At 38.5% G+C, this 25,198-nt stretch carries 18 protein-coding genes; 1 reads left to right on the top strand and 17 read right to left on the bottom strand.

Translation table 11 applies throughout. The features are described from left to right. Positions 1 to 43: 43 nt before the first annotated feature. Genes ACQ4KW_RS08220 through ACQ4KW_RS08210 form a run of 3 tightly spaced genes read right to left on the bottom strand, consistent with a single transcriptional unit; the run spans position 44 to position 4,238 of the window. Positions 44 to 931, bottom strand: coding sequence for a mechanosensitive ion channel family protein (locus ACQ4KW_RS08220; RefSeq protein ID WP_430886051.1), 888 nt, complete (start codon positions 929 to 931; stop codon positions 44 to 46). A gap of 7 nt (positions 932 to 938) precedes the next feature. Beyond that, positions 939 to 2,315 carry a deoxyribodipyrimidine photo-lyase gene (phrB, locus tag ACQ4KW_RS08215; RefSeq protein WP_430886050.1) on the bottom strand — a complete coding sequence of 459 codons (1,377 nt, stop codon included), beginning with the start codon at positions 2,313 to 2,315 and terminating at the stop codon, positions 939 to 941. Between the two features lie 12 nt (positions 2,316 to 2,327). Then, entirely contained in the window at positions 2,328 to 4,238 is a 1,911-nt protein-coding gene (locus ACQ4KW_RS08210) for an HD domain-containing phosphohydrolase (protein ID WP_430886049.1), read from the bottom strand. 212 nt (positions 4,239 to 4,450) lie between these two features. On the opposite strand from ACQ4KW_RS08210, the gene ACQ4KW_RS08205 reads away from it, so the two are divergent. Further along, positions 4,451 to 4,711: a hypothetical protein gene (locus tag ACQ4KW_RS08205; RefSeq protein ID WP_430886048.1), complete on the top strand. Its 261-nt coding sequence runs from the start codon at positions 4,451 to 4,453 to the stop codon at positions 4,709 to 4,711. 109 nt (positions 4,712 to 4,820) lie between these two features. Here the strand turns inward: ACQ4KW_RS08205 and ACQ4KW_RS08200 are convergent, their stop codons facing one another. The 14 genes from ACQ4KW_RS08200 to ACQ4KW_RS08135 all read right to left on the bottom strand — a co-directional run bounded on the left by ACQ4KW_RS08200 (position 4,821) and on the right by ACQ4KW_RS08135 (position 25,015). Next, positions 4,821 to 5,927, bottom strand: coding sequence for an efflux RND transporter periplasmic adaptor subunit (locus ACQ4KW_RS08200; RefSeq protein WP_430886047.1), 1,107 nt, complete (start codon positions 5,925 to 5,927; stop codon positions 4,821 to 4,823). Continuing rightward, positions 5,928 to 9,257, bottom strand: a complete 3,330-nt coding sequence (locus ACQ4KW_RS08195; protein ID WP_430886046.1) for an efflux RND transporter permease subunit — start codon at positions 9,255 to 9,257, stop codon at positions 5,928 to 5,930. After that, positions 9,244 to 10,170 carry a helix-turn-helix domain-containing protein gene (locus tag ACQ4KW_RS08190; RefSeq protein ID WP_430886045.1) on the bottom strand — a complete coding sequence of 309 codons (927 nt, stop codon included), beginning with the start codon at positions 10,168 to 10,170 and terminating at the stop codon, positions 9,244 to 9,246. The genes ACQ4KW_RS08195 and ACQ4KW_RS08190 overlap by 14 nt, the downstream gene beginning before the upstream one ends. 170 nt (positions 10,171 to 10,340) lie before the next feature. Then, positions 10,341 to 12,500 (bottom strand): ATP-binding protein, encoded by a 2,160-nt coding sequence (locus tag ACQ4KW_RS08185; protein ID WP_430886044.1) that lies wholly within the window; start codon positions 12,498 to 12,500, stop codon positions 10,341 to 10,343. A gap of 68 nt (positions 12,501 to 12,568) precedes the next feature. Beyond that, positions 12,569 to 13,261 (bottom strand): response regulator transcription factor, encoded by a 693-nt coding sequence (locus ACQ4KW_RS08180; RefSeq protein ID WP_430886043.1) that lies wholly within the window; start codon positions 13,259 to 13,261, stop codon positions 12,569 to 12,571. A 59-nt stretch (positions 13,262 to 13,320) separates the two neighbouring features. After that, on the bottom strand, positions 13,321 to 17,739 hold the full coding sequence (locus ACQ4KW_RS08175) for a hypothetical protein (RefSeq protein ID WP_430886042.1): 4,419 nt from the start codon (positions 17,737 to 17,739) through the stop codon (positions 13,321 to 13,323). Then, the gene (locus ACQ4KW_RS08170) at positions 17,705 to 18,718 is read right to left on the bottom strand and encodes a hypothetical protein (protein ID WP_430886041.1); all 1,014 of its coding nucleotides are present in this window, start codon (positions 18,716 to 18,718) and stop codon (positions 17,705 to 17,707) included. The genes ACQ4KW_RS08175 and ACQ4KW_RS08170 overlap by 35 nt, the downstream gene beginning before the upstream one ends. A gap of 4 nt (positions 18,719 to 18,722) precedes the next feature. Then, a complete protein-coding gene (locus tag ACQ4KW_RS08165; protein ID WP_430886040.1) occupies positions 18,723 to 19,322 on the bottom strand; it encodes a response regulator in 600 nt (199 codons plus the stop codon). Between the two features lie 12 nt (positions 19,323 to 19,334). Next, on the bottom strand, positions 19,335 to 19,631 hold the full coding sequence (locus ACQ4KW_RS08160; protein WP_430886039.1) for a hypothetical protein: 297 nt from the start codon (positions 19,629 to 19,631) through the stop codon (positions 19,335 to 19,337). 12 nt (positions 19,632 to 19,643) lie between these two features. Beyond that, positions 19,644 to 20,732 carry a glycosyltransferase gene (locus tag ACQ4KW_RS08155; protein ID WP_430886038.1) on the bottom strand — a complete coding sequence of 363 codons (1,089 nt, stop codon included), beginning with the start codon at positions 20,730 to 20,732 and terminating at the stop codon, positions 19,644 to 19,646. A gap of 9 nt (positions 20,733 to 20,741) precedes the next feature. Next, positions 20,742 to 21,677 (bottom strand): type I phosphomannose isomerase catalytic subunit, encoded by a 936-nt coding sequence (locus ACQ4KW_RS08150; RefSeq protein ID WP_430886037.1) that lies wholly within the window; start codon positions 21,675 to 21,677, stop codon positions 20,742 to 20,744. Positions 21,678 to 21,711: 34 nt separating this feature from the next. Next, a complete protein-coding gene (locus ACQ4KW_RS08145; protein ID WP_430886036.1) occupies positions 21,712 to 22,620 on the bottom strand; it encodes a glycosyltransferase family 2 protein in 909 nt (302 codons plus the stop codon). Beyond that, positions 22,617 to 23,750 carry a glycosyltransferase family 4 protein gene (locus ACQ4KW_RS08140; RefSeq protein ID WP_430886035.1) on the bottom strand — a complete coding sequence of 378 codons (1,134 nt, stop codon included), beginning with the start codon at positions 23,748 to 23,750 and terminating at the stop codon, positions 22,617 to 22,619. The genes ACQ4KW_RS08145 and ACQ4KW_RS08140 overlap by 4 nt, the downstream gene beginning before the upstream one ends. Next, on the bottom strand, positions 23,747 to 25,015 hold the full coding sequence (locus tag ACQ4KW_RS08135; protein ID WP_430886034.1) for a lipopolysaccharide biosynthesis protein: 1,269 nt from the start codon (positions 25,013 to 25,015) through the stop codon (positions 23,747 to 23,749). The genes ACQ4KW_RS08140 and ACQ4KW_RS08135 overlap by 4 nt, the downstream gene beginning before the upstream one ends. Positions 25,016 to 25,198 lie beyond the last annotated feature (183 nt).

The raw sequence follows: 25,198 nt of genomic DNA, 5'->3' as shown, positions 1-25,198 counted from the left end.
AGCAAACAAATACAAATTAATACTTTAGACTTTGCATTAATTCTCACTGTTTTTTCTGTCCAGCATTCATTACAATACGTTGTGTCGGATATGCCAGTTCTATATCATTTTCAAGTTCAAAATGTTCCAAGACATCTGTCCACACCCGATCCACTGTGGTTCTTCTAGACTTTGGCTTGCACAAGTAGCGTATGGTCAGGCGCACACCATGATCCACGACATCCATATAAATAATAGGGGTCAAGTTCTTATAATAGATCATGTACTTTCTAGAAGCCTTTTTTATTTTTTCATTGAGGACAGTCACATCGTGGTCTGCTCGATTTCTAATAATTTGTGTCAATATCTTCTTTGCTTTACGCCAATCGGATTCAAAGGTTATGACCACCTTAACTTCGTTCCAGATATGATCAAAACTCGCTGAATAATTGGCAACAGCGTCTGTCATAATTCTATGGTTGGGCACATGGATGATTCGTCCTGTGCTCTGATCGTTTTCAACCCAGTTTCCAATTTCCATAATGGAAAATTGAAATATCCGAATGTCAATAACATCCCCCTGCAATTCTCCAATTTGAATTCGGTCTCCAACTACAAAGGGCTTTCTTGATATAATAAAAATCCAGGCCGCTATACTTGTTAACAGGTCCTTCAAAGCAATGGCAATACCAGCTGATACAAGACCTAAAAAAGTAGATAGTGACATGACATGAGAAGACCACACCACTATTAGGAGCAAGGCTGATATACAAAAGAGCAAATACGTTGTAACGCGTTTGTATTTATGATACCTGTGGACATCCTCAATATAGGTATGCATAAGTTTATGAATAATGCGTCTGATCATCCAACTCATTATGATAACAACAAAAGTGGCAATCATTTGTCCTATATTTGGTATTTTCTCAAGAAGTTCAATCCATTCACTCATCTATGAGTTAGCCTCCTAGTATTGTTTGCACGTATTTATGCACATCAAATTTTCGCTTACAACCATTTTTGTTCATGTAGCGTATTTTACCATATACCGGCCTTTCCTTCCAAGCCCTATCATGAACGCCTCCGATACTCCAGGCCACACCCACATAACCATTTGGGTCACTTCCGTCCAATGAATATTTATCATTGAGTTCAAGGGCTATATTAAAGGCCTCTTCAGGTGTCCTTGTCCATTCAAGAATTTTTTTCGCCCAGTACATGCGCATGTAGCCATGCATCTTTCCATATTTGATCAATTCCATTTGAGCAGCATTCCACAAATCATCGTGGGTTTTGGCATTTTCAAACGTTTCAAGATCATAAACAGCATCTCTTGGATCATTTCGGTGGACATGCAAGGTCAGCTTGGCCCAGTCCTTGACCCCTTCCAACCTGTCGTAATTCTCGTTGTAGTAACAATAATTGTCGGTGAGTTCCCGTCGTACAATCATCTCCTCTAAAAAGCTTGCCGTGTTGTCAGAGGGTTCCGCAATATGGCGAATCTCATAGGCAACTCTTTGAGGGGCAACCTGACCAAAGTGAAAATATGGGGACAGGTCTGACTGAGCATCCTCATTGGGATCATTGCGCAAATCATTGTAGTTTTCTAAACGTTCATCAATAAATTTTCTAAGTGTTTCAACAGCTCCACTTTGTCCAGCCCTGAGCCACTCGACTGCTTTCACATTTTCATCAAGGACATAGACAGACTCTAAAGTTTCCCACGCAACATGTAAATTTTCAAACTGAAAAGGCACCCTGTCCGGATTAACAAAAGAAACACAATTGTATTTTTCCAGGTCTGGAAAATCTGTCAAATAGTCTTCCAGCCGCTTATTTATTTTACTGCGGATAGTCCTAGCGGCATATTCTTCCTTGTCTGACACGACATTGTAGGGAACTATGTTATGAGCATCCACTAGATCCACCCCACATTCCAGATGACCACAAATCTCTTTTAACCATCTTCTATGAGCCTTTAAAGGGGAAAAGTCCGTAACCAAATGGGCACAATCTATGGCCTCCAGGTACTTCACCATTACATTTGAAGGTTCACCACTTATAACATGAAAGGGGATACCATGTGCTTGAAGCTCTTTTTGCACATCCTTTAAACCTTGAAGCATAAAATCAAAATGACGCCTTGTCAGTCGAATGCTGTCTTTTGCATAATTGAAAACAACAGCCAAGTTGGCTTGTTTTTCCTTGGCCACTTCACACGCATGTAAAAGGGCCCAATTGTCATGGGCTCTTTGGTCTCGGTTCATCCAGTACACAACTGTGGTCCCCGTCTCTTTTCCATCTTTTATCTTTGTAATTCTTGTAGGATCTATCATGATAAACACACCTTATAAATTCTTGTCATATACTTTTCTGATTTCATCAAGCTCATTATAAAAAGCTTCTACAACGACAGGATCAAAATGCTTGCCTGTTGATTCATCAATGATTTCAAGTGCCTTTTCAAAGGTAAAAGCTTTTTTATAGACTCGCTCAGATGTGAGAGCATCAAAAACATCTGCCAGGGCAACTATACGTGCTACCAGTGGAATTTCAGCGCCACGAAGCTTGTATGGATACCCCGATCCATCAAATTTTTCATGGTGGAACTTGGCAATCTGCTCTGCAACCTGATATATGCTCGTTTCAAACATTCCAAAATCACTTCTGAGCTCTGAAAAAATCTCTCCACCTATGGTCACGTGGTTTTTCATGATCTCCCATTCTTCACTGGACAATTTGCCTGGTTTTTTGAGTATATTATCAGGTATACCCACTTTTCCTATATCATGAACGGATGCATGTCTTTCAATTTCAAGAATGGTCTTTCGATCCATAGGATGGGTGGATAAGTTCATTTTTCTTATACCTTCAGCTATAATAACTGAATAACTTACCATCCTTAAAATATGGTCTCCAGTTTCATTGTCTTTTCTGTCCACAAGCTTGGCAAATGTGGTTGTCATTTTAGCCAAAACAATTTTTAAGAGGTAAGCCCTATTCAAGGCCCCAGAAATTTCATAAATAATTTTTGAGATAAACCTCAAATCTTCTTCTTCAAAATGATTCTTCTCCTTTGAACTAACAAAAATGAAACCAAACACAACATTGTTGGTGACCAAAGGAATAATCATGTTTGACTGAATGCCCTCGTTGATAATAAGCTCCAGTGTCCTACTCTTCGGATTTTTTTCTTTATATGCTTGCACATCGTTATTGATCAAGCCCTCATGGTTGTTAATGAGTTTTTTAAGGGAGGTTTTTCCTATAGGAACCTCATAGCCTGGTCCAAGATGAAGTGTTTCATAACTGGCCACACCATACTCTGCAATAATATAGCCTCTTCTATAGTCAATAAAGGCTATGCCTACGCGGTCAACATGGATTGTCTTATTCAGTCTGTCAAAGAGCATGTCAATGATGTCGTCCATATGATAGGTTTGATTGATCAGGTCCTTGAAAGCTTTTAGGGTCTTCTGCTCGTCAAACATCTTTACAACTGTTTCTTTTATGTCCTTTTCTTCTTTAAAAAAAGGATTGTTTAACTGTAGCTTTTCAACATCGTAGTCATGATCTTCAAGCAAGTCATACGTTTTTGAAATAAACTTAAAATCTCGACGTACCATTCTAAAGACAACATACGCCATTAAGGATAAAAGAGCCAGAGAAAAATAGAGCATCAAACTGAAAACCAATAAATACTTCTCTCTAATATTCATTGAAAAAATGTTGTAAACTTCATGAAACGCAATGACCTGTTCCTTGACCAAATAGTATTCTTCTTCAAGTTGATGAATGGCTTCTAAGTCCCTTATAAGCGGCACCTGGAATTTTGATGTCATCAGGTCTTTCATACTGCTGACATCCGTTGTCAGTATTCTGAGTCTTTGCTTGAGTTCATCCTTTTCCTTAGCCTGAATGTCAAAGACAATAAGTTCATAGGCCTCAAATTCAAGGCTGTTTATATCTTTTAAAAAATTGTCTAGCTCAGCTGTAAACTTATCTTTGTTTTTTAAGTAAGCATTTGACAAAACTTCATACTTTTCATCACTCGTCACGGCCTGTTGAGCAATGTTGGAAAAGACCCTGAGTGGCAATTCATTGTTGTTCAACGCCAACGTAATCGCATCTATAGTCTGTTCATTTCTGTTTAATATTTCAAACGCCTGATTGGTTTGTATATTGATTCCAATTGTCATCAACACAGTTATAATGGATGTGACAATAATGACACGACCTAGGGATTTAAAACTATTCATAAGACCTCCTCATCATACGCCTTACCTTTACATTACCATAGTTAAAATCCCTTGAAAAGCTGTGATCATCTTATTTATAGAGATTTTCCATTTGTTCCCCACAATATGGCAAGATATAAATCATTGACGACTTCCGCTAAAAAAGTTAAAAAAAATAAAACTAGTTCGAACATATATTCTTGTGGTATAATATCTTTACGTGAGGTGTTTCTATGGACAATTTATATCCAAAACAAATTGATTTGCTCAAAATTTGCAAATCCTTAATCGAAGATCAAAATACAACAATCAATTTAACAAGAACAGCACTACATAATTTAACAGAGGAAGGTCTAATGCCAGAAGAAATCTCCGCCCTACTTGGAGATGCGGAAAACAAACGGCATATTCAAGTCAACTGGACTGATGATGACGGGAACTTTGATTCAATCACATTCAATCCACTGACTTTAACCATACTAGATAAGCTTTAAATTAATAATCAGGTCATAAAATATGAAGGGATGTGTTTTAAACACATCCCTTTCGCTTGTAGAAAAATTCCGATTTACATAGGGCTACCTGCCATGACGAACAGACAGCCTACTCGACAACTTCTATTTCTTCTTTATCTTTTAAAAATGATTGTCCTCGAATGACAACAGATTCTCCACTGGCAATTCCAGAAAGAATTTCTATATGTTCATCTTGGATTGTCCCTACAAGCACTTCTCTTTGCAAGGCTACATTTTCCTTGGCAACGAAGACAAAATTCTGTTCTCCAATTTTACGCACAGACTTTTTAGGAATAACCACAGCGGATCTTTGATCAATCATGGTTTCAATTTCTGCAAACTCACCAGTTCTCAGCGGATAATCTGTGTGGTCTAGTTGCAAGGTGACTTCATAAAGACCAGTATTTACATCAGGTATCTCATTGAGAACCGTCACCGTAGCTTCCACAAGCTTTTCTCTGTCGCCATCAGGATAAACTCTAGCCCGGTCTCCAATAAGCATATGGTTGATCTGGTCGGCTGTCACCTTGGTTTTAACAATCATACTGGAATCATCAATGACTTCAACAGCCTTGATATCTCCCACACTCTGATTTTCAATAATTGAGACTGAAGCCACTTTGCCTGAAATTGGACTCTTAATTTCTCTATCTTTCAAATCTTCTCTCAAATTTCCTATCTGGCTATTATATGTCACAACAGCGTCTTTGTACTGCTTATCAATTTGGTTAAATGCCACCTTTGCACGATCAAGATCGGCCTGTGATATGGCACCCGCTTCATAGAGCTGGGTTTGCTTTTCTAGGTTAGAGGCTTGATCATCCCTTTGAATTTTCAAGTTGTCTCGAACGGTACGAAGCTGACTCTCAGTTGCATTAAAACTTTTTTGAAGACTGCCAGTATCGAGGGTGAAAAGAACTTGGTCTTTTTCAACAACGTCTCCTGGCTTAACATATACATCTTCAACAGTGCCTCGTCCGGATAAGACAGTATAGACAGCGTTGGCTTCAATTTTACCAAGAGTGAGTATTGTTTCAAAAAGTGTTTCTTGCTTGGCGTCTGTCACTCTAACTGGTACAGCTAAACTTTCTTCAGCCTCAACAGACGTCTCTTCTGATGCCCTTGGAGCACAAGCTGTAACCGTCATTGTGACAAGCAGGACACCCAAAAGTCCTAATTTATTTGATTTTTTCATTTACTCCACCCCCTCATTATTCAAAGTATCACTATGATTTTCAGTACTGTGGTCCTTCGTTCTTTTCTCTTTAAACCCTTCTATCATAGAATAGAATATTGGTATGAAAATTAGGGTTAAAACAGTTGTTACAAGGAGCCCGAAAACAAGCGAAAAACTAAATTGTGCGTAATACACATCCCTAAACGCCAGTGGCAATACGCCACCTATTGTCGTTAAGGTCGTTGCAAGAACCGGATTAAATCGAATAGCGCCTGATTCTACAATGGCATCTGTCAGGGATGATCCTGTTGATCTTTTGTAGTTCATAAAATCAATCAAGACAATCGCGTCATTAACGGCAATACCTACAAGGGCAACCAACCCCATAAAAGCATAAAATCCAAAATCGTTGCCTGTGACAGCCAGGCCAACAATAACACCAATCATGGCCATTGGCACTGTCATAAGAATGGCAAATGGCTGTGCAACTGAATTAAACTGGACTGAGAGGATTATAAAAACTAGGAACACCGCCAACATCATACTCCTAAATAGGTCTGCAAAACTTTCCTGGATGCCCTCAATATCTCCACCATATGAAATTTTGACGTTTCTAGGGATCTCAATGTTTTTTGATTTCTCTTCAAATGCACTGGTCACATCATTAATGTTGAAGCCACTTTTTAAATCGGCTTCTAGTGTTATTATTCTTTCTTTCTCAACGTGTCTTATACTCGCAAAACCACTAATTTCTTTAAGGATAGCAACCGATGTCAATGGCACCATATCCCCCGTTGGGGTTTGAATGTGAATGGATTTAATGGATTCTATATCACTAAAGTTCACATCGTCCATCATGACCACCACTTCCACTTCTTCACGATCGACTTTCATCGTGGTCGCCAAGACACCATCCACACGACTTCGAAGTTGTTGGGCAATTTGCTGAACTGTTAATCCCATACTTTGGGCCTTTCTTTCAAGAACATTAATGTATATTTGTGGCACCCCTTCTTTGGCTGAAACATCGATGTTATAAACGCCAGAAATGTCACTGTAAACCTCAGCATAGGCGTCTGCTAAATCTTTCATCTCGCCTAGGTCAGTTCCTGTGATATTAAGACTGACAGGCTTTCCAACCGGAGGCCCTTGTCCCATAGAGCCACTTATGATGATATTGGCACCCGCTACCTTGCTTAGTACCGCTTCAGCTTCTTCAACAAGGGTATAGCCGTCTTTTGACATGTCTTCTTGATCCTTGAAGGTCGCTATAACGCTAGCCCGATCCACTTCATTGCCTCCGATTGTAGCATTATATGAATCTATATCCTCTACAGTTTTTAAATAAGCTTCAACTTCACTGACTATATCAGCTGTTTCTTCAAGGGTTGTTCCTCCCGGTGTATCAACTTGTATGTTCATGCTTATAGGTTCATTGGCTGGAAAAAATGATATTTTAACAAGTCCTGCTCCAATGAGACCAAAGCTCCCAACAAGGACACCAAAGCCTGTAATTACCGCTAGAACTTTTCTCCAACGTTTTGAAACAATAGCTCGAATAAGTCTTTGATACCACTCTATAACAGGCCCCTCTTCAAAACTTGTTCCACTGAATAAGAAAACCTTAAGGGCCATGAGCGTCCCGAAAAACAAGGCCGCATACAAGCCTAGGTTGATCTCTGTTGTGCTACCTGAAAATGCATAGTAGGCCAAAAAAACAACCAGTGCAACAGATAAGATTCTTTCTAAAATGACCATGACCTTACTATCAAATTTCATTGAGTGGATAATTTTTTTAAGCCGACCATGCTTACGCTTTCTCATTAGTCGTGAATAAACGGCTGGTGTAATGGTAATGGCAACAAAGAAAGACGCTGTTAAAGCAATTATAATTGTTCTTGGAATACTGTTTATAAAAGCGCCCATAATACCAGGTAAAATAGCAAGGGGAAAGAAGGCTGCTATGGTCGTCAGCGTTGCTGCCATAACCGGAAATCCCACTTGATTCACACCTTTAATTGCCGCCTGCTTAGGCCCTGCCCCAAGTTTATTAAGCCGGTCCATATTCTCCATGACAATAATTGAGTTGTCTACAAGAAGCCCCAAGGCAACGATTAGCCCTAGTATGGAAAGTCCATTGAGGGATATACCAAAACTGTCAAGCACACCCAGAGTGATCAGGAGGGTCATGGGAATTGTTATGGAAACAATAAGTGACTCCTTGAAACCGATGAATAAAAAGAGCACAAGGATAACAACAATCAGACCGGATATAGCACTTGACTGTATGCTTTCAAGATCCCTGTCTACGTCTTCTGCCAAGTCACTGGATATGTTGACACGAAGGTCATCAGGATAAAGGCCACCCCTTTGTGATTCAATGTAATCTTTTACAGCTTGACTGGTGCCCACTACGTCACTATCAGTTTCTCGAAGAACTTCAATAAGTATGGAGCTGAATGTCTCTTTGCCTTGTCCATTATTGAGATAAGTCATGTTGTATTCTTTAACATCTTTACTTGTATCGACAACATCAGCCACATCTCTTATGAAAACCAGACTGCCCTGAGGCGTTTTCATAACAATGTCTTCTATGTCCTTAGCTGTTGTGATTTTTTCATCTATTCTCAGATTGTAACGCTGTCCGCTTAGGTCAGCTTCCCCAACTGGGAATCCTATGTTAAGGGAAGATATAGCCCTTTGAATATCGGTGATGGACACACCATACTCTAGCATTTTAGATTGATTGATATGGACCTTGACTTGTCTGTCAAGTCCACCAAAAATATTCACTTCATCAACACCAGGTATGCCTTCAATACCTTCTTCAAGGTCTTCTGCAAATGATGTTAAGGCAAATATTGAATAATTTCCTGACACACTGAGTTGAAGCAGTGGAATTTCCGAGGTGGAAAAAGTTGATGTCGTTGGTTTGTCCACATCGTCCGGAAAGGCTATGTCTGAAAGTTCATTGTCAACTTCCAGTTTTTTCGAGTCCATATCTGTGCCTTCAACAAAAACAAGTGTCACTGTGGAAAATCCAAAACTTGAATTCGACTGGATTTCATCCAAATCTTCAAGGTCTCCAAGTTTTGATTCAATCTTGTCCGTGATCAAGTCTTCCACATCTTCGGGACTCGCTCCAGGATAAATGGTCTGAACAACAATCGCTGGGAAGACAATTTCTGGTAGGGACTCCCTTGGAAGGAGTAGAATTCCTGACACACCCAGTCCAATAATGAGCAAAATCAACAGGATTGCCATTTGAAAGCGCCCCACAAAAAATTCTGTCACACGTCCAATTATTGTGTTTTCTATATTTAGTTCCTGAATTTTATTTTTCTTCATGATCAGGCTCCTTTGATTGTTCCTCTAATATTTTTACTATAACTTCAACGGCACGATCGAAAGATTCGGCATATCCATCGGCGCCAATTTCCAACCATTTTTCTGGCTGTTTATCAAGAGCTTGCCCACCTACAATCACCTTGAGTGCTTTCATTTTAGGGTGGCTTCTAAGATTATCAATCAGTTCTTTTGCCTTATTAATATTTTCATCCATTGTTATGGAAAAAGCCAAAACATTTATTTCAAGGGTTAATAAATTTTCCACTATGCTTCTCAGCGGAAGAGGACTTCCCATATAATACGACTCAACCCCAGAACCTTCCATGAATTCACTCAATATTTTACCTGGAATATCATGGTCTTCTCCGTACAAATTTATAATCATAATAGACTTTTGACCCATCTTATTTTTGGGCCTTGTCACAGATAAATGCGAAATCAATGTTTTAGTGACTTCAGATATATAATGCTCTTCCCCTATACTTATTACCCCTTTTTCCCACAAACGACCGACTTCATGAAGACATCTAACAAATATTTCAGAATATATTTCCTTTATCGGGACGCCTGAATGTCTTAAATTTATAATGTAGTCTTGGGCCTTATCTTTTTCATGCTTAATGAGAAAGTCCATATAAACACTTGCCATACTGTCGTAATCTGATGATATAAGTTTCTTTTCATGCACTGGTTGCCTCTTATTTTCATCAGTCCAAGTTCTACCTATGAGCTCATCCACACTTATGTGAAAATAATCTGCCAAAAGGGTCAGTTTTTCCAAATTAGGTTGCCGTGTATCTGCTTCATAATTTGCAATCGTTGTTTGCCCCACATCTAGGGCATCTGCTAATTCAGTTTGGCTGATGCCTTTATGAAGACGTAATTTTTTTAGTCTTTTTCCCATCGAATCCATACTACATCACTCCACTTTCTTCTCATGTATAGTATACCACAATATGTGATGCTAAAACATGAAAATCACATTTCGTGATTTTTTGACTATCTGTATACATCCAAATACAAAACCCTCTCAAATTGATTAAGAGGGTTTATTTTACAAATAAAGGCGCATATGTCAAAATCTTATTCTACTTTTAGATGAATCAGTTCTTCAATTTTATTGCGCAAGGCATTTTTGTTCACCGGCTTTGACAAGAACCAGTGCGCTCCCATAGACATGTACTTTTCCATATCTTCTACAAAGGCATTGGCTGTTAAAGCAATAATATAAACACCTTCAATGTCTTCACTTTTCCGAATGTGGTTTAAGACCTCTATACCGGACAAGACTGGCATTTGTATGTCTAATAGAAGACAGTCATACTTATTCTCCTCCAGTTTTTCAATGGCCTCAACGCCATTGTTGGCCAAGTCTAAATCAATGGGCATGTTCTTAAGGATTTTTTGGATCAACATCTGATTTTCCTTAACATCTTCAGCAAGAAGAACTTTGTAGTTTTCTTTCGTAAAAGCCGATAGCCTTTCAGGTTCTCCACCCCTTATTTCATTGGGAATGAGATTGACAATTTCCCTAAGTTTTGACACATAGTCCATAATGACTTGTCTTTTTACATCATCAGAATGGAGATAGTCATCAAAGTCTTTTGTTAATTCATAAATTTCAATCATAGAAAAATTGCCGCTCACACCTTTAAGGCTATGAACATGAAATTTTAGACTTTCTATATCATTTGACTGACTGGAATCTTCAATATTTGATAGTCTTTGTGGCAACGTTTCAATGGCTTCAACAACGATGTCTGTAATAGTAGAATCTGCATGCAGCCAACGTTCCGTTATAAGATGTCCAGACTTCTCAACCAATTGAATCTGACCAAGAGCCAAAATCACAGTAAATTCAGATCCTCGTCCTGGCACGCTTTTTAGATGAATGTCTCCCCCCATCATTTGAGCAATACGCTTTGAAATAGATAGGCCTAATCCTGTGCCCCCATATTCTCTTTCTATGCTGTCGTCTGATTGGGTGTAAGCATTAAAAATACTCTCTTGTTTTTCTTTTGATATGCCAATACCTGTATCTATGACACGGATGAAGGTTTTATCTTCTTCTGTTTCAACCAGGATCTCAATAGATCCATGGCTCGTAAACTTCAGAGCATTGCTCAGGAGGTTCATCATTATTTGCCGAATTCTATAGGAATCTCCAACGAGCATGAGTGGCACATCAACATTTATTTCATAACTTAGGTCAATGCCCTTTTCTTCTGCTGGGAGGTGAAACATTCTAAACACATCATATATTAGTGTCCTCATTGAAAAAGGTTGAGATTCAATAGATACCTGGTTGTTTTCTATTTTAGCTATGTCCAACACCTCGTTTACCAAATCTAGCAAATGTTTCCCAGAATTCACGATAATATCAATAGATTCCTTGTGTTCTTTGTCCGTAATTTCTTCAGATAATACATCAGAAAAACCAATAATGGCATTAAGTGGCGTCCTTATTTCATGACTCATTTTTGCAAGAAACTCCAATCTTGCATTAGAGGCTTTTTCGGCCTTTTCAAGAGCCTGTTCAAGTTCAACTGTATTTTCTTCAATATTGCTGGCCATTAAATTAAATGCATCTGCCAATTCATCAAATTCACTTCTTGAATCCATTTCCACCCTGTAGACATAATTATGATTTGAAATTTCATTAGCAGCCTGCATAAGTCTTAACATTGGTTTGCCAATAATTTTTTGAATATAAATATAAACCATCATGATAAGGACAAAGTATATTCCAAGAAATGAAATCCACAAGTCTTTATGCAGAGCCTTACCTACAAAAGATCCATAAGAGGGGTTCAAATCAATGACAATAACCGCCCGCTTTAAAACCATAACCACTGAGCCTGAGACACGAAATATATCTCTTCCACTATCATCATTGACATAACTCTGAATAATAGCGTTTATATTCTTTGTGGTGCCTATTTCATCTTCTATAGAGGCATATATTATTTTTCCCTTGGGATCGTACAAGTGAATATCTTCCACAAGGTCATACCCCTCAAACTTACTCAGAACCTCATTTATTAAACTTAACTGACCGGCGTTCAAAATAGGTGTGATAGAGTATTTGATCGACTCCGCGATCAGCTCGACTTCCTCGTCTATATGATGTTCAATGTTTGTTTGCACCCTCTTATTAACATACATAGACGATCCCAAGGACAAAATCATGACAATACTTGCCATACCAATAAAAAGTTTAAACACCACTGAATTTAACTTCATAAGTAAACCTTCCTTTTGAGACTTATCTCAAGTTGAGACTTATCTCAAGACATCATCAAACCAAATGATCAACTTGAGAATCTATAGCCATATCCCCTGATGGTTTCGATCCAAACAGGGTTCTGAGGGTCCTCTTCGACCTTGGTTCTTAGTCTGCGAATATGGACATCAACAGTTCGTGTTTCAAAAGCCACCACATCATCCCAAACTTTATTAAGCAGTTCATCCCTTGTAAAGACACGGTTGGGATTTGTCACAAGAAGCAGTAGTAATTTATACTCCTTTGGACTCAGTGTGATTTCCTGTCCATCTTTTTTGAGTTCATGGGTGAGTGGATTCAAAATAACATCTCCAAAAGCAATGGGTTTTCCCACAGATGATCTGTCCTGCTCTATTCTCCTAAAAATCACATTGAGCCTAGCCAGAAGCTCTCTTTTTTTGAAAGGCTTATGAATATAATCATCAGCCCCCATTTCAAGCCCAAGCACCGTATCGATTTCATCATCCCTGCCTGTGACCATCATAACTGGAATATGTTTCGATTTTTCATGACTTCTAATCTCTTTGAGAAGTGACAAACCATTAATATCAGGCAACATCATATCCAAAATGGCTGCATCAATATCGTGGGTGTCTAAAGCTTCTATGGCCTGGACCCCATTATAGGCTGCAATCACTTCATAACTGTCTTTTTTGAGTATCACTTCAATCAAGCTCACAATGGAAGGATCATCATCTACCACCAATACTTTTTTTGCCATATCCATCCCCTCCTTTTGCTTGAGACAAAACCTATCACAATCGAACAGTTTGTATAAACTTATTTAACACGTCTGAAATGCATGTAAAAAAGTAAAACACCAACAATTGTTAGAAAATGAAGTAGAAGACCACCTCTATACACATCACTTAGAGTCATTTTCCCATCGAGCTTACCATTTTCTACTTGAAATCCCATGGTCACTCCGTTGAGTGTCAGTTCGGAAGCCTTTCCATTCACTTTCCAGATTCGGTGCGGTGATAGGAAACTATTCCATATTGTCTGGCCATTCACAGATCCGTCAACACGGTGGGCAAACTCCATCTCAGAAATTTGATTCTTTATGACTCGTGCTTGTCCTTCACGCTTCTTTAAACTGAGGCCGGCAGTCTTGATGTCCACTTTATCCACCAAAACAAACTCATTGTACTTTTCAAATTTCAAGTTTTTTATTTCCAGTTTACCCGCCCTATTTTTATTGCCTCTTGCCCAAAACTGGTATAGAACACTGTCTGCTCCAGCTGGGACTTTTACAAGTTGTTCATAGGTATTCCATTTTATCTTGTCAGGTTCTTCAACTTCAAAAATAAACTTTGTGTCCACAACCTGCTTGTATTCATCCAGGAAGATGAGCTTGCTGTGCCGTTTAACAATGGCATCAGACCGCGCCTGAAAGGAGATTAGAATTTCTTCATTGGCCTGCACTTGAATAGGTTCACTGGAAGATATATACCAGTCACAAGAACAAGTGGCATCATATTCGATGTAGAAGTCGCCTGGCCCCCTTACCATATGACGCATCATATCCGGCGTGATTCTCTCACACGTGCTACAATCTGAAACAGCCAGGTCCCGTCTTGCACTTTCAACAACTATTGAGTTGGGGTCAAAAGTCTTAAAATCACTCGCTTTTATATAGTTATCATTTTCACTTATCAATTCCATAATTACCCTATATTTCCCCGCTTTAAGCTGAATACTTTCAATCCAGGACATGTTTTTATACAAGTAGGGGCTGGCCTGTTCCAGTGTTAAATATGGATAAACTGCTTCAAGGGGGTCATAGTCTATGGTGACACCACTCTTTTTCTCAGTGAGAGTGCGCTGATCTATCGTCTGTGAATATATGGTCTGACCTGTGCTGTCTTGAATATGCATGCGCATATGCCCCCTGTTTAGAAATGGGAAATAAACTGATGGAATAATGTCATACGCACCCGAAGTGGGAATTTCAATTTCTGCATAGACTTTGCCCTGACTAAGGGCTGTGCCCGTACCATTGCTGAGTTCAGGGTATAAGCGTCTGCTTTGTATATTGCCCTCCCTTTCAAACTCCATCTCTGTTTCAAGTATGAGAAGTTTGTCGTGATTCCTTAGTATAGATTTCCACTTAGACTTTTCTCTTTCATAGGCACGAAGTGGTACAACCGCAATATGTGACACAGCATTAAAGCCTTCAATGTTTTTAAGTACAATCTGAGGATTTGAGTCATCAAACTGAAAATCGCCCAGGTCATGCCACTTAAAACCACTGAGCTGGGTGGAGTTGGTAAAGATCTCATGATCATGTCCTTTTATATTGAGGCTGTAACGCCCTCCGCCAAGTGAATCAAAACTTTTGACAAAAACACGGTAAGACCCTGGCTCTAATACCTTTGTCATAAGGATTTCATTGGGCTTGGTGTACTTAGGAAATTTCCGAATTTCAACGTCATGAATCCACCAATATATTTTTTCTTCAGGGCGTTGATAGGTTAATAAGTCAATCCTATAAAAGGCTGTGTCTTTTGGTGAAACAACCTCGCCTGTAAACTCAATCGTATCAAAATTCACAAGTTGGTCTGGTCCTACAATATATTGGATGCCAATTTCTCTTTTGTTTCTATCATAAAATCGAACCTTCATATGGAGTTGATTGGCACCACGGCCAGATACCATTATTTTAAACTGATATGGCATTTTCTCCTCAGCTGTCAGAACAGGGGATTTCGCCACCTGCCATATAAAGCTGGGATCTCCCCTTTGAATCACACCATGGAGGACACCAACGTTCTCGCTGGCGTTGTAAGGGTTTGAAACCACATCAAATAGGTCTGGGTTGTCTGCCACGAAAAACTGATCTGCCCTGAGCAGACTGTCAAAGTCATACACAATCTCTCCATCGAGATTCTGCTTCTCATGTGGCTTCACATTAAAGGCTTCAGATGCAAATGTTAAAACGATCCCCTTATTGTGATCCCATTCAAAGCGTGGATGAATCACATCCATTTTTGATTGAAACCAAGCCCAGTCTGGAAAGGTTGTATAGGTCTTTGACCATTTTATAAAAGGATTGACTTCATCAACAAAATTAAAGGGATAGAGTTTATACTTTTTAGGCATGCTGGATAGAACTAAATCATCCATGTTTTTAACTTCAATAATATCATCTTGACCAATGCTGTCCGTGTTAAACACTTCTTCTTTGCTTGTAAAAATGAGCGGTAGGTCTAGGGGGTCATAATCTTCAAACTGACTCAAAGAATGCAACTTGAGAAGACCATACGGCGTTATAAAGCGTCTTTGTGAAAACTGGTCTATCTCCTTGCTGGCGTCCACATCAAATACTTTGAATATGCCATTTTCATATGTTTTTTCAAGATTCTCTTGAAGACCAAGCACCTCTTCATTGAAATCTTGCCTATTTTCTTGGTCAATATATTCATTATGGTATATAAGCTGATTGACACCGAAAGCCTTAACCACCTTTTCAAGTTCCATACTCCGCCCCTGATCAAGTATGAACTGAATCAAGTCATACATATATTTAATGGAAGGATCATTGCCCTCATGGTGAAAAACTGTTCTAATTGGGGCGTTATAAATATGAATATCACCTGTGGCTTTTGAATCCTCATATCCCAGAGGAACATTCCACTTCGGGGTTGAAATATGAGTGATAGGGCGCAACATTTGCTCTGCAACGGGCACATATAAGGCATATGGTGCTTCTTGCCCCTCGCCAACTGTCGGATTTTCCTCGTAGTGGTGTCTTAGTTCTGAAAAGGCTTTTGGTTCTTCTATAGGTTGAAAAAAGCGTTCAAAATATATGTCCCGCACTGGGAAGAGGTAGGCATAGCATGACAAAAGGAGCATGAGAAAAATCATGCCGTTGAACGCTGACTTATACTTGTATTTCTGAGTCCATGAATAAATGGACTCAAGCCCAAAAACAAGAAGAACACTATAGGCAATGGCTGTAATGGCTATCATCTTGTTGGGATCTCTAAAAATATTTCCAAAGACAGGCAGTCCCGCCAGTCTGAGAAAAAGACCAGATGCTGATGGGTAATAGACCCCCGTAGAAATGAGAATCATGATCCCTGCAAGGAGTGTTAAGAAGAGAATAATGTGGTGCTTGTAGGCATTCATTATGACACCCACAAGTATTATAAGGAGCAGGACTGTTCCTCCAATATAGAACAAACTGGAGAGCTGACTCAAGTCGACCATAGGCCACCAGTATCCCATCATGAGAAGCACTTGATCAATAGAAGCATGTCTTGAAAACATGGTATATGTATCAATGACATTAATATTGTGTTGTGAAGCTCCCACATCAAGAACAACGCCACCCACATAAATACTGAGCCAGTAGAAAGACAATCCTCCTGTCATCATGGCCAGAAGGGTCAATTTTTTTAATATGGCTTTAAAAATATTTTTGACTATGGTTTTACCCCTTCTTATATAGCCAAAGAAGTACTTAAAACATAAGAGTAAGAATAGTATGCCAAGAACCAAAATCGAATAGAAAAAATAATGGATGGCTGCAGAACTTAGTGTGATTAGGTAAGCCAATATGAAAATATCTTTTATATTGCTCCTATATATTTTTTTAGAATATGGATTGTAGTTGGGAATAACCTGTCTTTGAAACTTGTGGTCGAAGACCTTGAAAAAATAAAGAATGACAAGGGGAAAAAGACTGTACCCTGTCAACAAATAGATATGCTGTATCCTATAAATCACCCAGGGGTTGAGGGCATAGAGGACGCTTCCAAAAATAAGGGCATTGATCTTCCAAAGATTAAAGGACATACCGGTGTAAACACTAACCAGCCTTTTAGAAAGCAAATACATGGAAGCTCCAGAAACCAGAATCAATTCTAGTATAAAGCCCTTTAGAAATAAGTGGCCATTCCATTCAAAGAGCCCTGACAAGAGATAGAGGGGCAGGATAAAAAAGAGTCTTGGAATATTGAGCATGGAAACAGTGTTCCATCTTGTATTCCAAAGCCCGTATATTTCGTCCATATAATCCCTTGAGTAAAAGGGAAAATCAATATCGGAGAACACAACATGCCCTGGTTGGAAAAGGACTGAGACATAATAGAGTATAATCAAGGTCATCATGGACAAGGCAAAAAAATCATATCTGTATATGTAAAACATCTGAGAGAATCTATTTATGATTTTTTTGTGTGCCTGCTTTTTCATTCTGCTCAACACCTTCATCTAGGTCTTCATATAAGAGTTCCAACTCTTCTTTTAGTAAATTTATATCATCAAAACTTTTGGAAGCCATATCCATATGTCGAATGGCTTTTGTGATATTTCTCTTAATATTCTTCACTTCGCCAAGTTGACTCATGCTTTCTGTCAGTAAGGCATGTCGGAAAACTTTAACAATTCTCCATGCAAGGAGAAAACCAATTGCAAAAAGAACAATAGAAATTATGATCATCCTAATAAAGTATAATCTCATAGCCTGCTTGAAACTCTGATCCAGAACCACTGTGAGAACACTCAATGTGATATTTTCCACATCAAAGCTTTCGATGGAATAAAAGGTTTCTTCGAAATACCCTGTGTTGTCACGTCGACTTGCCGCATCATCAAAATAAGTTCTGGCGTTCAAACCCTCTCCTCTTTCAGTGAGCGGGACAATATGCTGGTCATAGACACCTATGAAGTCACGGGAAGCACTTATATAAGGCGACAAGAGCTTGTTAAAATCAACAAGAAAAAGCAAGTAGCTTTTTTCCCCTTTATAGTAGACCAAATATCTTTCAGTGTCATACTGTTCTAAAATCATGGTCTGATAAAAAAACATCCCTTCAAGGTTTTCCATTTCAAGGGTGATTTGTCTGTTTGACCGCCCTAACGATGAAGCCCTCACCCTGTTTTCATCAAACCGATGAACCTCTAGTACACTTTCATTGCTTTTAAGAAATGCCGACGCTTCATCGAGCCAATTTTTCCCCGCATCCAGGGTAAAGGCAAAGGCCTCAATACTTAATTTGAAACGATCAACTTCATGGGTTAAATCATTAATTGTGCTCTTGTTTTCTGAACTTGTTCGACTCACGGCACCTTGAAATTCAGACCGATTAATAAGGGGATAATGGAATGCAAACATAACCACTATGGTTATTGAAACCCATAATATAACCAGTAAAAATACCTTTGACTTCATAGTTTCACGACCTATCCTGAGCCAAGTCATATAGTCGCATCATACCCACACTGCTGTTAACCAGTTCATACTTAAAATCTCTCCAGTTAAGGGGTAAGGGGGCTTCATCCGACTGTTCCACTATGGCTAAATCATCATCTGTCAGTATCCATCTCTCTAAAGAGGATACTTTTTTTAACGTTGATGTTTGAACAAAGTGCAACTCACCCGTTGACTCATCCTCTTCAAACCATCGTTTTGAAATCTCAACAGCTTCTTGAAGCATGTCAATGGCTTCCTTGTCTATTTTCCATGGCTTGATAATATACTTATACACATGACCTTCATTGATCGCATCGATAATCGATGAAACATGGGCATTGCCACTGAGAATAATCCGCATGGTATGTGGGCTTATATCTTTCGCCTTAGAAGAAAGCTCTAGTCCGTTCATATCTGGCATCATGACGTCAGTGACCATAACATCTATATGAAACTGCTTCATCCATTTAAGAGCTTCTTCCCCAGAGTTGGCAAAGTGACACTTAATATCTGTGCCTTTCATCTTTCTCTCAATCAACCTTAAGACCATTTGATCATCGTCTACAAATAGGATTCTCTTCATACTGACCACTCCCTAAATCTCTATATACTTAATTTCGCAACTTGCTATATATCTTTCAATGGCTTCAAGGGCTTCTTGTATTTTATAGTCTGACTCTAAACCACAAAAGTATATGAGGTCTCTTCCCAAGTCACCCACCCTGATAAAGCCGTAATTGTGTCCACTGTCACGTAGTTGCATTGCCAACCTTTCGATCTCTTTATATTGATGCCTCTTTAAAAGGACTTTAATCTGATATAACTGATTTCGTACATTTTCAAAGTAATTCGGTACAATTGTCTGGAAGTCTCTATCTATATATACCAACATTTTTGTCGCCTCCTACATACCTAAAGAAATTTTTACCATATTTTTAATAAAGACTATGGAATCCTTGGCCACATCAATGTGCGATCCATCTCTGTCTTTAAAATAAACAGGCACCTCAAGGACTCTTAAATTCATTTTCTTTGCCACGTGAATTATTTTTAAGTCTATTGCAAGGCCATATTTTTCGTTGAGTTGTGTCAGAACTGGTTTTACAACTGCACCGCGGAACATTTTAAGACCTGTTTGGGAATCTGTTACGCCTTTTGGTAATAAGGGTTTTGTCATCCATCTTTTAATGGTACTGATGACATCCCTGATAAATGGTCTATCTTCTGCTGTTTTGTCTTTTGTACCAATAACCATGTCATAAAATCCCTGGTTGATTATATTGATCATACGGCTGATGTCATTGAGCCTAAAGGCATCGTCTGCATCTGCGAAAATAATAATATCTGATGTTGAAACCCTAAAGGCTTCCATATATGTGCCTGCTTTTCTAGTATTCTGCTTGAGAGGAAGCAGTCTAAAAGCTGCCTTAAATTCCACAACGTCTGACTCTTCTAAGTACCTGTTGATCATCTGATTCAAGAAGGCATCTGAATCATCGCTGCTGCCGTCGTCAATAAAATAGATTGTTATATATGGGTATCCCATTTCATTGAGGGCCTGAAGTTTCTTTACAAAGGCTCCAATATGATGCATTCTATGGGCTTCGTTGAATACAGGAATAAATAAGTCCATTGAAACTCTTTTTGTTGGTAGGTCAGGATTTAATAGTATGGCTACCGATTGAAGAATGCCCTGGAAATCGTCCCTGTTTCTGTACTGGACTTCAATCCGTCCTAGTGTTAGCATATTTTCTAGCACATGCATAGCATCCACTGCATTTATGGGATCAATCACCCAAAGAATCGGTGTTGTAGATTGTACGTCCCGAACCAGGTCCAGCTGAATTTTTGAATTTTCAAAGTCCTCTATGTCAACAATAACCAAGTTGGTCTTTGGATTTAGACCATCAAAGGGCTGAACTTTGTATAGTGGGAGTAAGCGGTTATAATCTATATTTGTATCACTGAATACGGATATATGTTTTTGTTTCATTTCGTCACCTCAGTTTTTTCGTTCACCAGGTTTTGTAATGATCACATCAATCATTCCACGAAGTTCAAATTCATCCATGTTGGCTGGAATCAAGAACTGGTCCCCTGTTTTAATATCGAATATTTGACCCTTGTAGGTTAAGTAACCTTTGCCGCCAATACAGCTTATAAGTTGGAATCTATTATCTGTTGTGAATTGATGTGCCTCTCTAATTTTGTATTTGCTAACTTCAAAGTATTTCGTTTGAATGTACTCAGTCACTTCAGTTGTTCCTATTTTTTCAGTAAAGCCTCTACATTTCCCATAATCTGTATCAAGCTCAATAACATCTTTTGCTTCTTCTAAATGGAGCTCTCTTCCGCGTCCATAATCGTGCAAGCGGAATGTGATGTCACTACTCTGCTGAATTTCAAGGAGAACTACACCGCTGCCAATGCCATGGATGGTGCCTGCTGGCACTGTATAAAACTCTCCTGCATGTACCTTTATATGGTTCAGGCACTTATCCAATTCTTGATTTTCAATAGAGGTCATTGTCTCTTCAATGGAACAAGCATTTGTTCCTAATATGATTTCGGCGTCTGGTTCAGCTGAAAGAATGTACCAAACTTCTGTTTTTCCCAGGCTTTTATACTTTTTAACTGCGTAGTCGTCATTTGGATGAACTTGTAGTGATAAGTCTGATCGGGCATCTAAGAACTTAACCATGATTGGGAATGTCTCATATATTTGACCTAGAAGATTTAAGCTGTCAGCACTTAATAAGTTGCAAATTGATTGACCTTCAAATTCCCCATTGGTTATGGTGCTTGATCCATTTGGATGACACGCCAGTTCCCAAATCTCTCCGAGTTTTATGTTATTAACACTCTTATTGAAATATTTAAGATCATCGCCACCCCAAATTTTTTCTTTAAAACTGCCTTCTAAATGCATAGGATACATAAGATCACTCCTTTTCAATAAATTAAGTTATCTCTTAACTGCTCTTTGATTGTGCTTGTCTAAAACCGGTTGCCAGATAAGCATTTACGATTTGGGAAACACCTATAAGTGTTAATAGGAAATACATGCTGAGCATACCAAGTGTCATAAGTGGATGCTTAATATAGAGCCATAAGTTGTTTGGCTGGTACATAACCGGTCTGAACAGATACCATCTAGTAAGGGCTTTCATGAATCCCTTTTCTTCGCTTGATAGGGTCTTAGGCATCATCTTAAAATGATATTTTTTCTTAGCGAGTAAATTTCTTAGAGTGACTTTCTTTTCGTCGTGAATGAGACCTGAACTTGTTAAACGTTTGATTGTGCCACCACTTTCAATGTAGCGAATGGTTGGCTGAGTTTCTTCAAAGGAGATCTGACCTGGATTGATACCACCTGTTTTTAGATATTCGTCAATTCTCCAAAATCTTGCGGCTTCGATGGAATGTTTATCCACCTTTTTCGCATTATTGATTACTTTTCTTTCAAAGAGTTTAATTCGTGTCATGACGTTGTCATGTCTTGAAACTGGAATCTCCTTAATAACAAGTGCCCCTGTGTTCTTAGAAGCTTGCAGTGTGTCAATTGAATCCTTTAGTAAATTGTCTTGTAGAATCATGTCTGAATCTATAATGAATAGAAAGTTAAATTCTTTTTTCAAGGCTGCCTGTATAGCACTATATCTGGCAATGCCTCTTTCACCATGTTCCAGTTTAAGGTGTGTGATCCATTCAAAGCGCTCTTTATATTCTTCTATGACATGATTGGTGAAGTCTGTCGAACCATCATCTGCTATAATCAGTTCAAAATTTTTATATGATTGTTTGGCGCAACTGTCGATTAGATCGAATATATTGTATTGACTGTTGTAAGTCGTTGTAATAATCAACACTTTATTATTCATGAGAGAACCTCCTCGATGTTCCACATTTCCACTTCAAAGACTTGTGCTGTTGTTTCCCACTGAAACTGCTTGGAATAACTATACGCCTCAGTCTTGACCGTTTCATACAGGTTTGAATTTTCCACTGAATCAATCATGGCTTCCAAAAGTCCTTCTGGAGAATTCTGCTTTGACAAAAATCCTGCTCTACCTTGATCAACTGCATCAATTAAACCGGCTGAATTGTATACAATACTTGGTGTACCAACAGCTGCTGCTTCAGTGACCGTTAATCCCCATCCCTCTCTATCTGACGGATAAATAATTGCGTGTGACCTGCTCATGAGTTCAAGTTTTTTCTCTTCACTGACAAAACCGTGGAAGATAATATCTTTTCCTTGTTCCAGCTTGTAAGTCTCACATATAGGTTCAAGAACCTTTTCCTTAAAGCTTTTGTTCTCTTTGCCCACGATCCAAAGCTTAGAATTTGGATAGTTTTTCTTGAACTGTCCAAAAGCTTTTACCGCTGAATCAATGCCTTTGTATTTTGCGTAGCGTCCAACGTATGTGAATGTATACTCTAGGTCTTTTTTAAAGAATTGACCAGGATCCCAAGGTTTAAAGTTTATGCCTTCTGGTAGAATTTTTATAAATTCATCTTTGAATCCAAGAGCCATTAAATCGTTTTTTGTTGAGTTCGATACTGTAAGTGTGATGTTGTTCTTATAAATCTTAGTCATGAGATCCTCTGAGTGAAAACCAATCAGACTAAATGGTTTGATCCAATTTCTTAACCAAAGCTCTCGTGCCATTTGATGAATAAAGAAAATTCTCTTAGACTTTGGAATCCAAAATGGTGTAAAAAATCTATGAACATTACACTGGTCAACAACGTAATCGTATTCTTTTTTATTTTTGAAGTAGTGAAGCATAGCCCACAGAATGACTGAAGCAATATTTCCTTTTCTAATGTATTTAACGCCATCAATCACTTCTTCTTTTTGTCCCCCTTTAAAGAGTGGCGAAAAATGTACAATCTTATATTTTTTTGTGTCTACAAGTCTTAACATTTCGTGTGTGAAAACTTCAGCGCCGCCTTTTTTAGGGGCTTTTATATCTCTCCATGATAGGAATAGTATGCTTTTTCTCATTTTTTTATCCTCCTCGTTAGAAATCTTAAAACCAATACAAGTGCCATAAGTGTGTATGTGACAAGTTCTATAGTGACAATTTGTTCTAAAGTGTTGTTCCATTTCACCAAGGCTATGAGTAGCATTAATGAAAAGACAACCAATGTTTTAATATAGTCTTTATCCCCTGCGACCATTTCCATGGAGGCCATAAAGAATGATATTGATAGCATAAAGTAGGCTGCTGCATGGGGCAGGATCAATGTTCTTGCTCCGTAATACACTGGACTGAATAGTAGTTTAAGGGCCACTGGCATTGCCACTGCATAAGCTATGAGTATGAAGGTTCCGATGAGTGTGTAGAGTCCTAGGAGCTTTGTTACTTTCTTTTTAAAGGCCTGTTGATTATCTTTAACTTCACTTGTATATGGAATAAGAACTGTTATGATGCTCAGACCAATATGAATGAAGATTTGTCCGTATCTGGCACTGACTGCATATACACCTGATTTCTCGCCAATGTAGTAATTTGCCAGTATAAGTGTTATTGCTGTGAAGTAGTAAAAGAATACTTGAGTGGATAATACATTTGAAAATCCTTTTATAAGAGGTATAAAACTCGACTTATTTTTAGCAGCTTCTTTTATATTCAGTTTGAACTGTATATTTTGATTGTGACTCTCACTTGTAAGTGTTGCCGCTTTCTTTGTTACGATAAGTGAGGCCATCATGCCTGCTAAGACACTTACCAATATGGATTCAATAGACCTATAGTAATGAAGCAATGGGATGAGAAGTAAAAGTTTTGCACCCATTTCAATGTAAAAACTGCTGTTAAGCTTCAAGAATTTCTTCTGTCCCTGCAAGTATCCTCTGTAGTAGCTCACCCTCGCTTGGATAATGAATATGCTTAACATCATTAGATACTGATGTGGCTGACCCCTTAACAACTGCGTCATTGGGTTTATGATAATAAACATGATACTCGTTATACCTATAATGACCACGTTGGTCATTTGATTCATTTTTGCTATGAAATTTGTCTTTGTATTTTTGCTGAAGTTTGTTTGTGAGACAATTTTTGCGAAATATGTTTGAATGGCCATTCCGAATATCATGAGTACGAATAGTAGTGAGAAGTATGCATTTAATATGCCGTAATCTCCTGAGGTCAAATACCAGCTTATATAAATATGAATGGCTAGGTTGCCTCCGTTAAGAAGAACATCCAAAACTGGAAATATAATAGCTTGAAACTTACTTCTGGTGTCGATTGCCTTTTCCATTTCCTCACCTCCTGTGTTGTTGAGACAAGAATATCTTTCTTAAGTAACAGGGCTAGACCCCCATGTAAACATTTTCGTTACATAATTTTTTTTATTGTTACGAGTATATTTACAAAAGAGTCTGTGCCTTTAACAATGCTCCTTTATGATCTAGAAAAACAACTCGAATCCCTTGGGGATCAA

Origin of the sequence: Tianxiuia mixotrophica (assembly GCF_050596425.1) — a bacterium.
Lineage (GTDB): Bacteria > Bacillota > Clostridia > Peptostreptococcales > Acidaminobacteraceae.
This window is presented reverse-complemented; position numbering and strand designations above follow the sequence as displayed.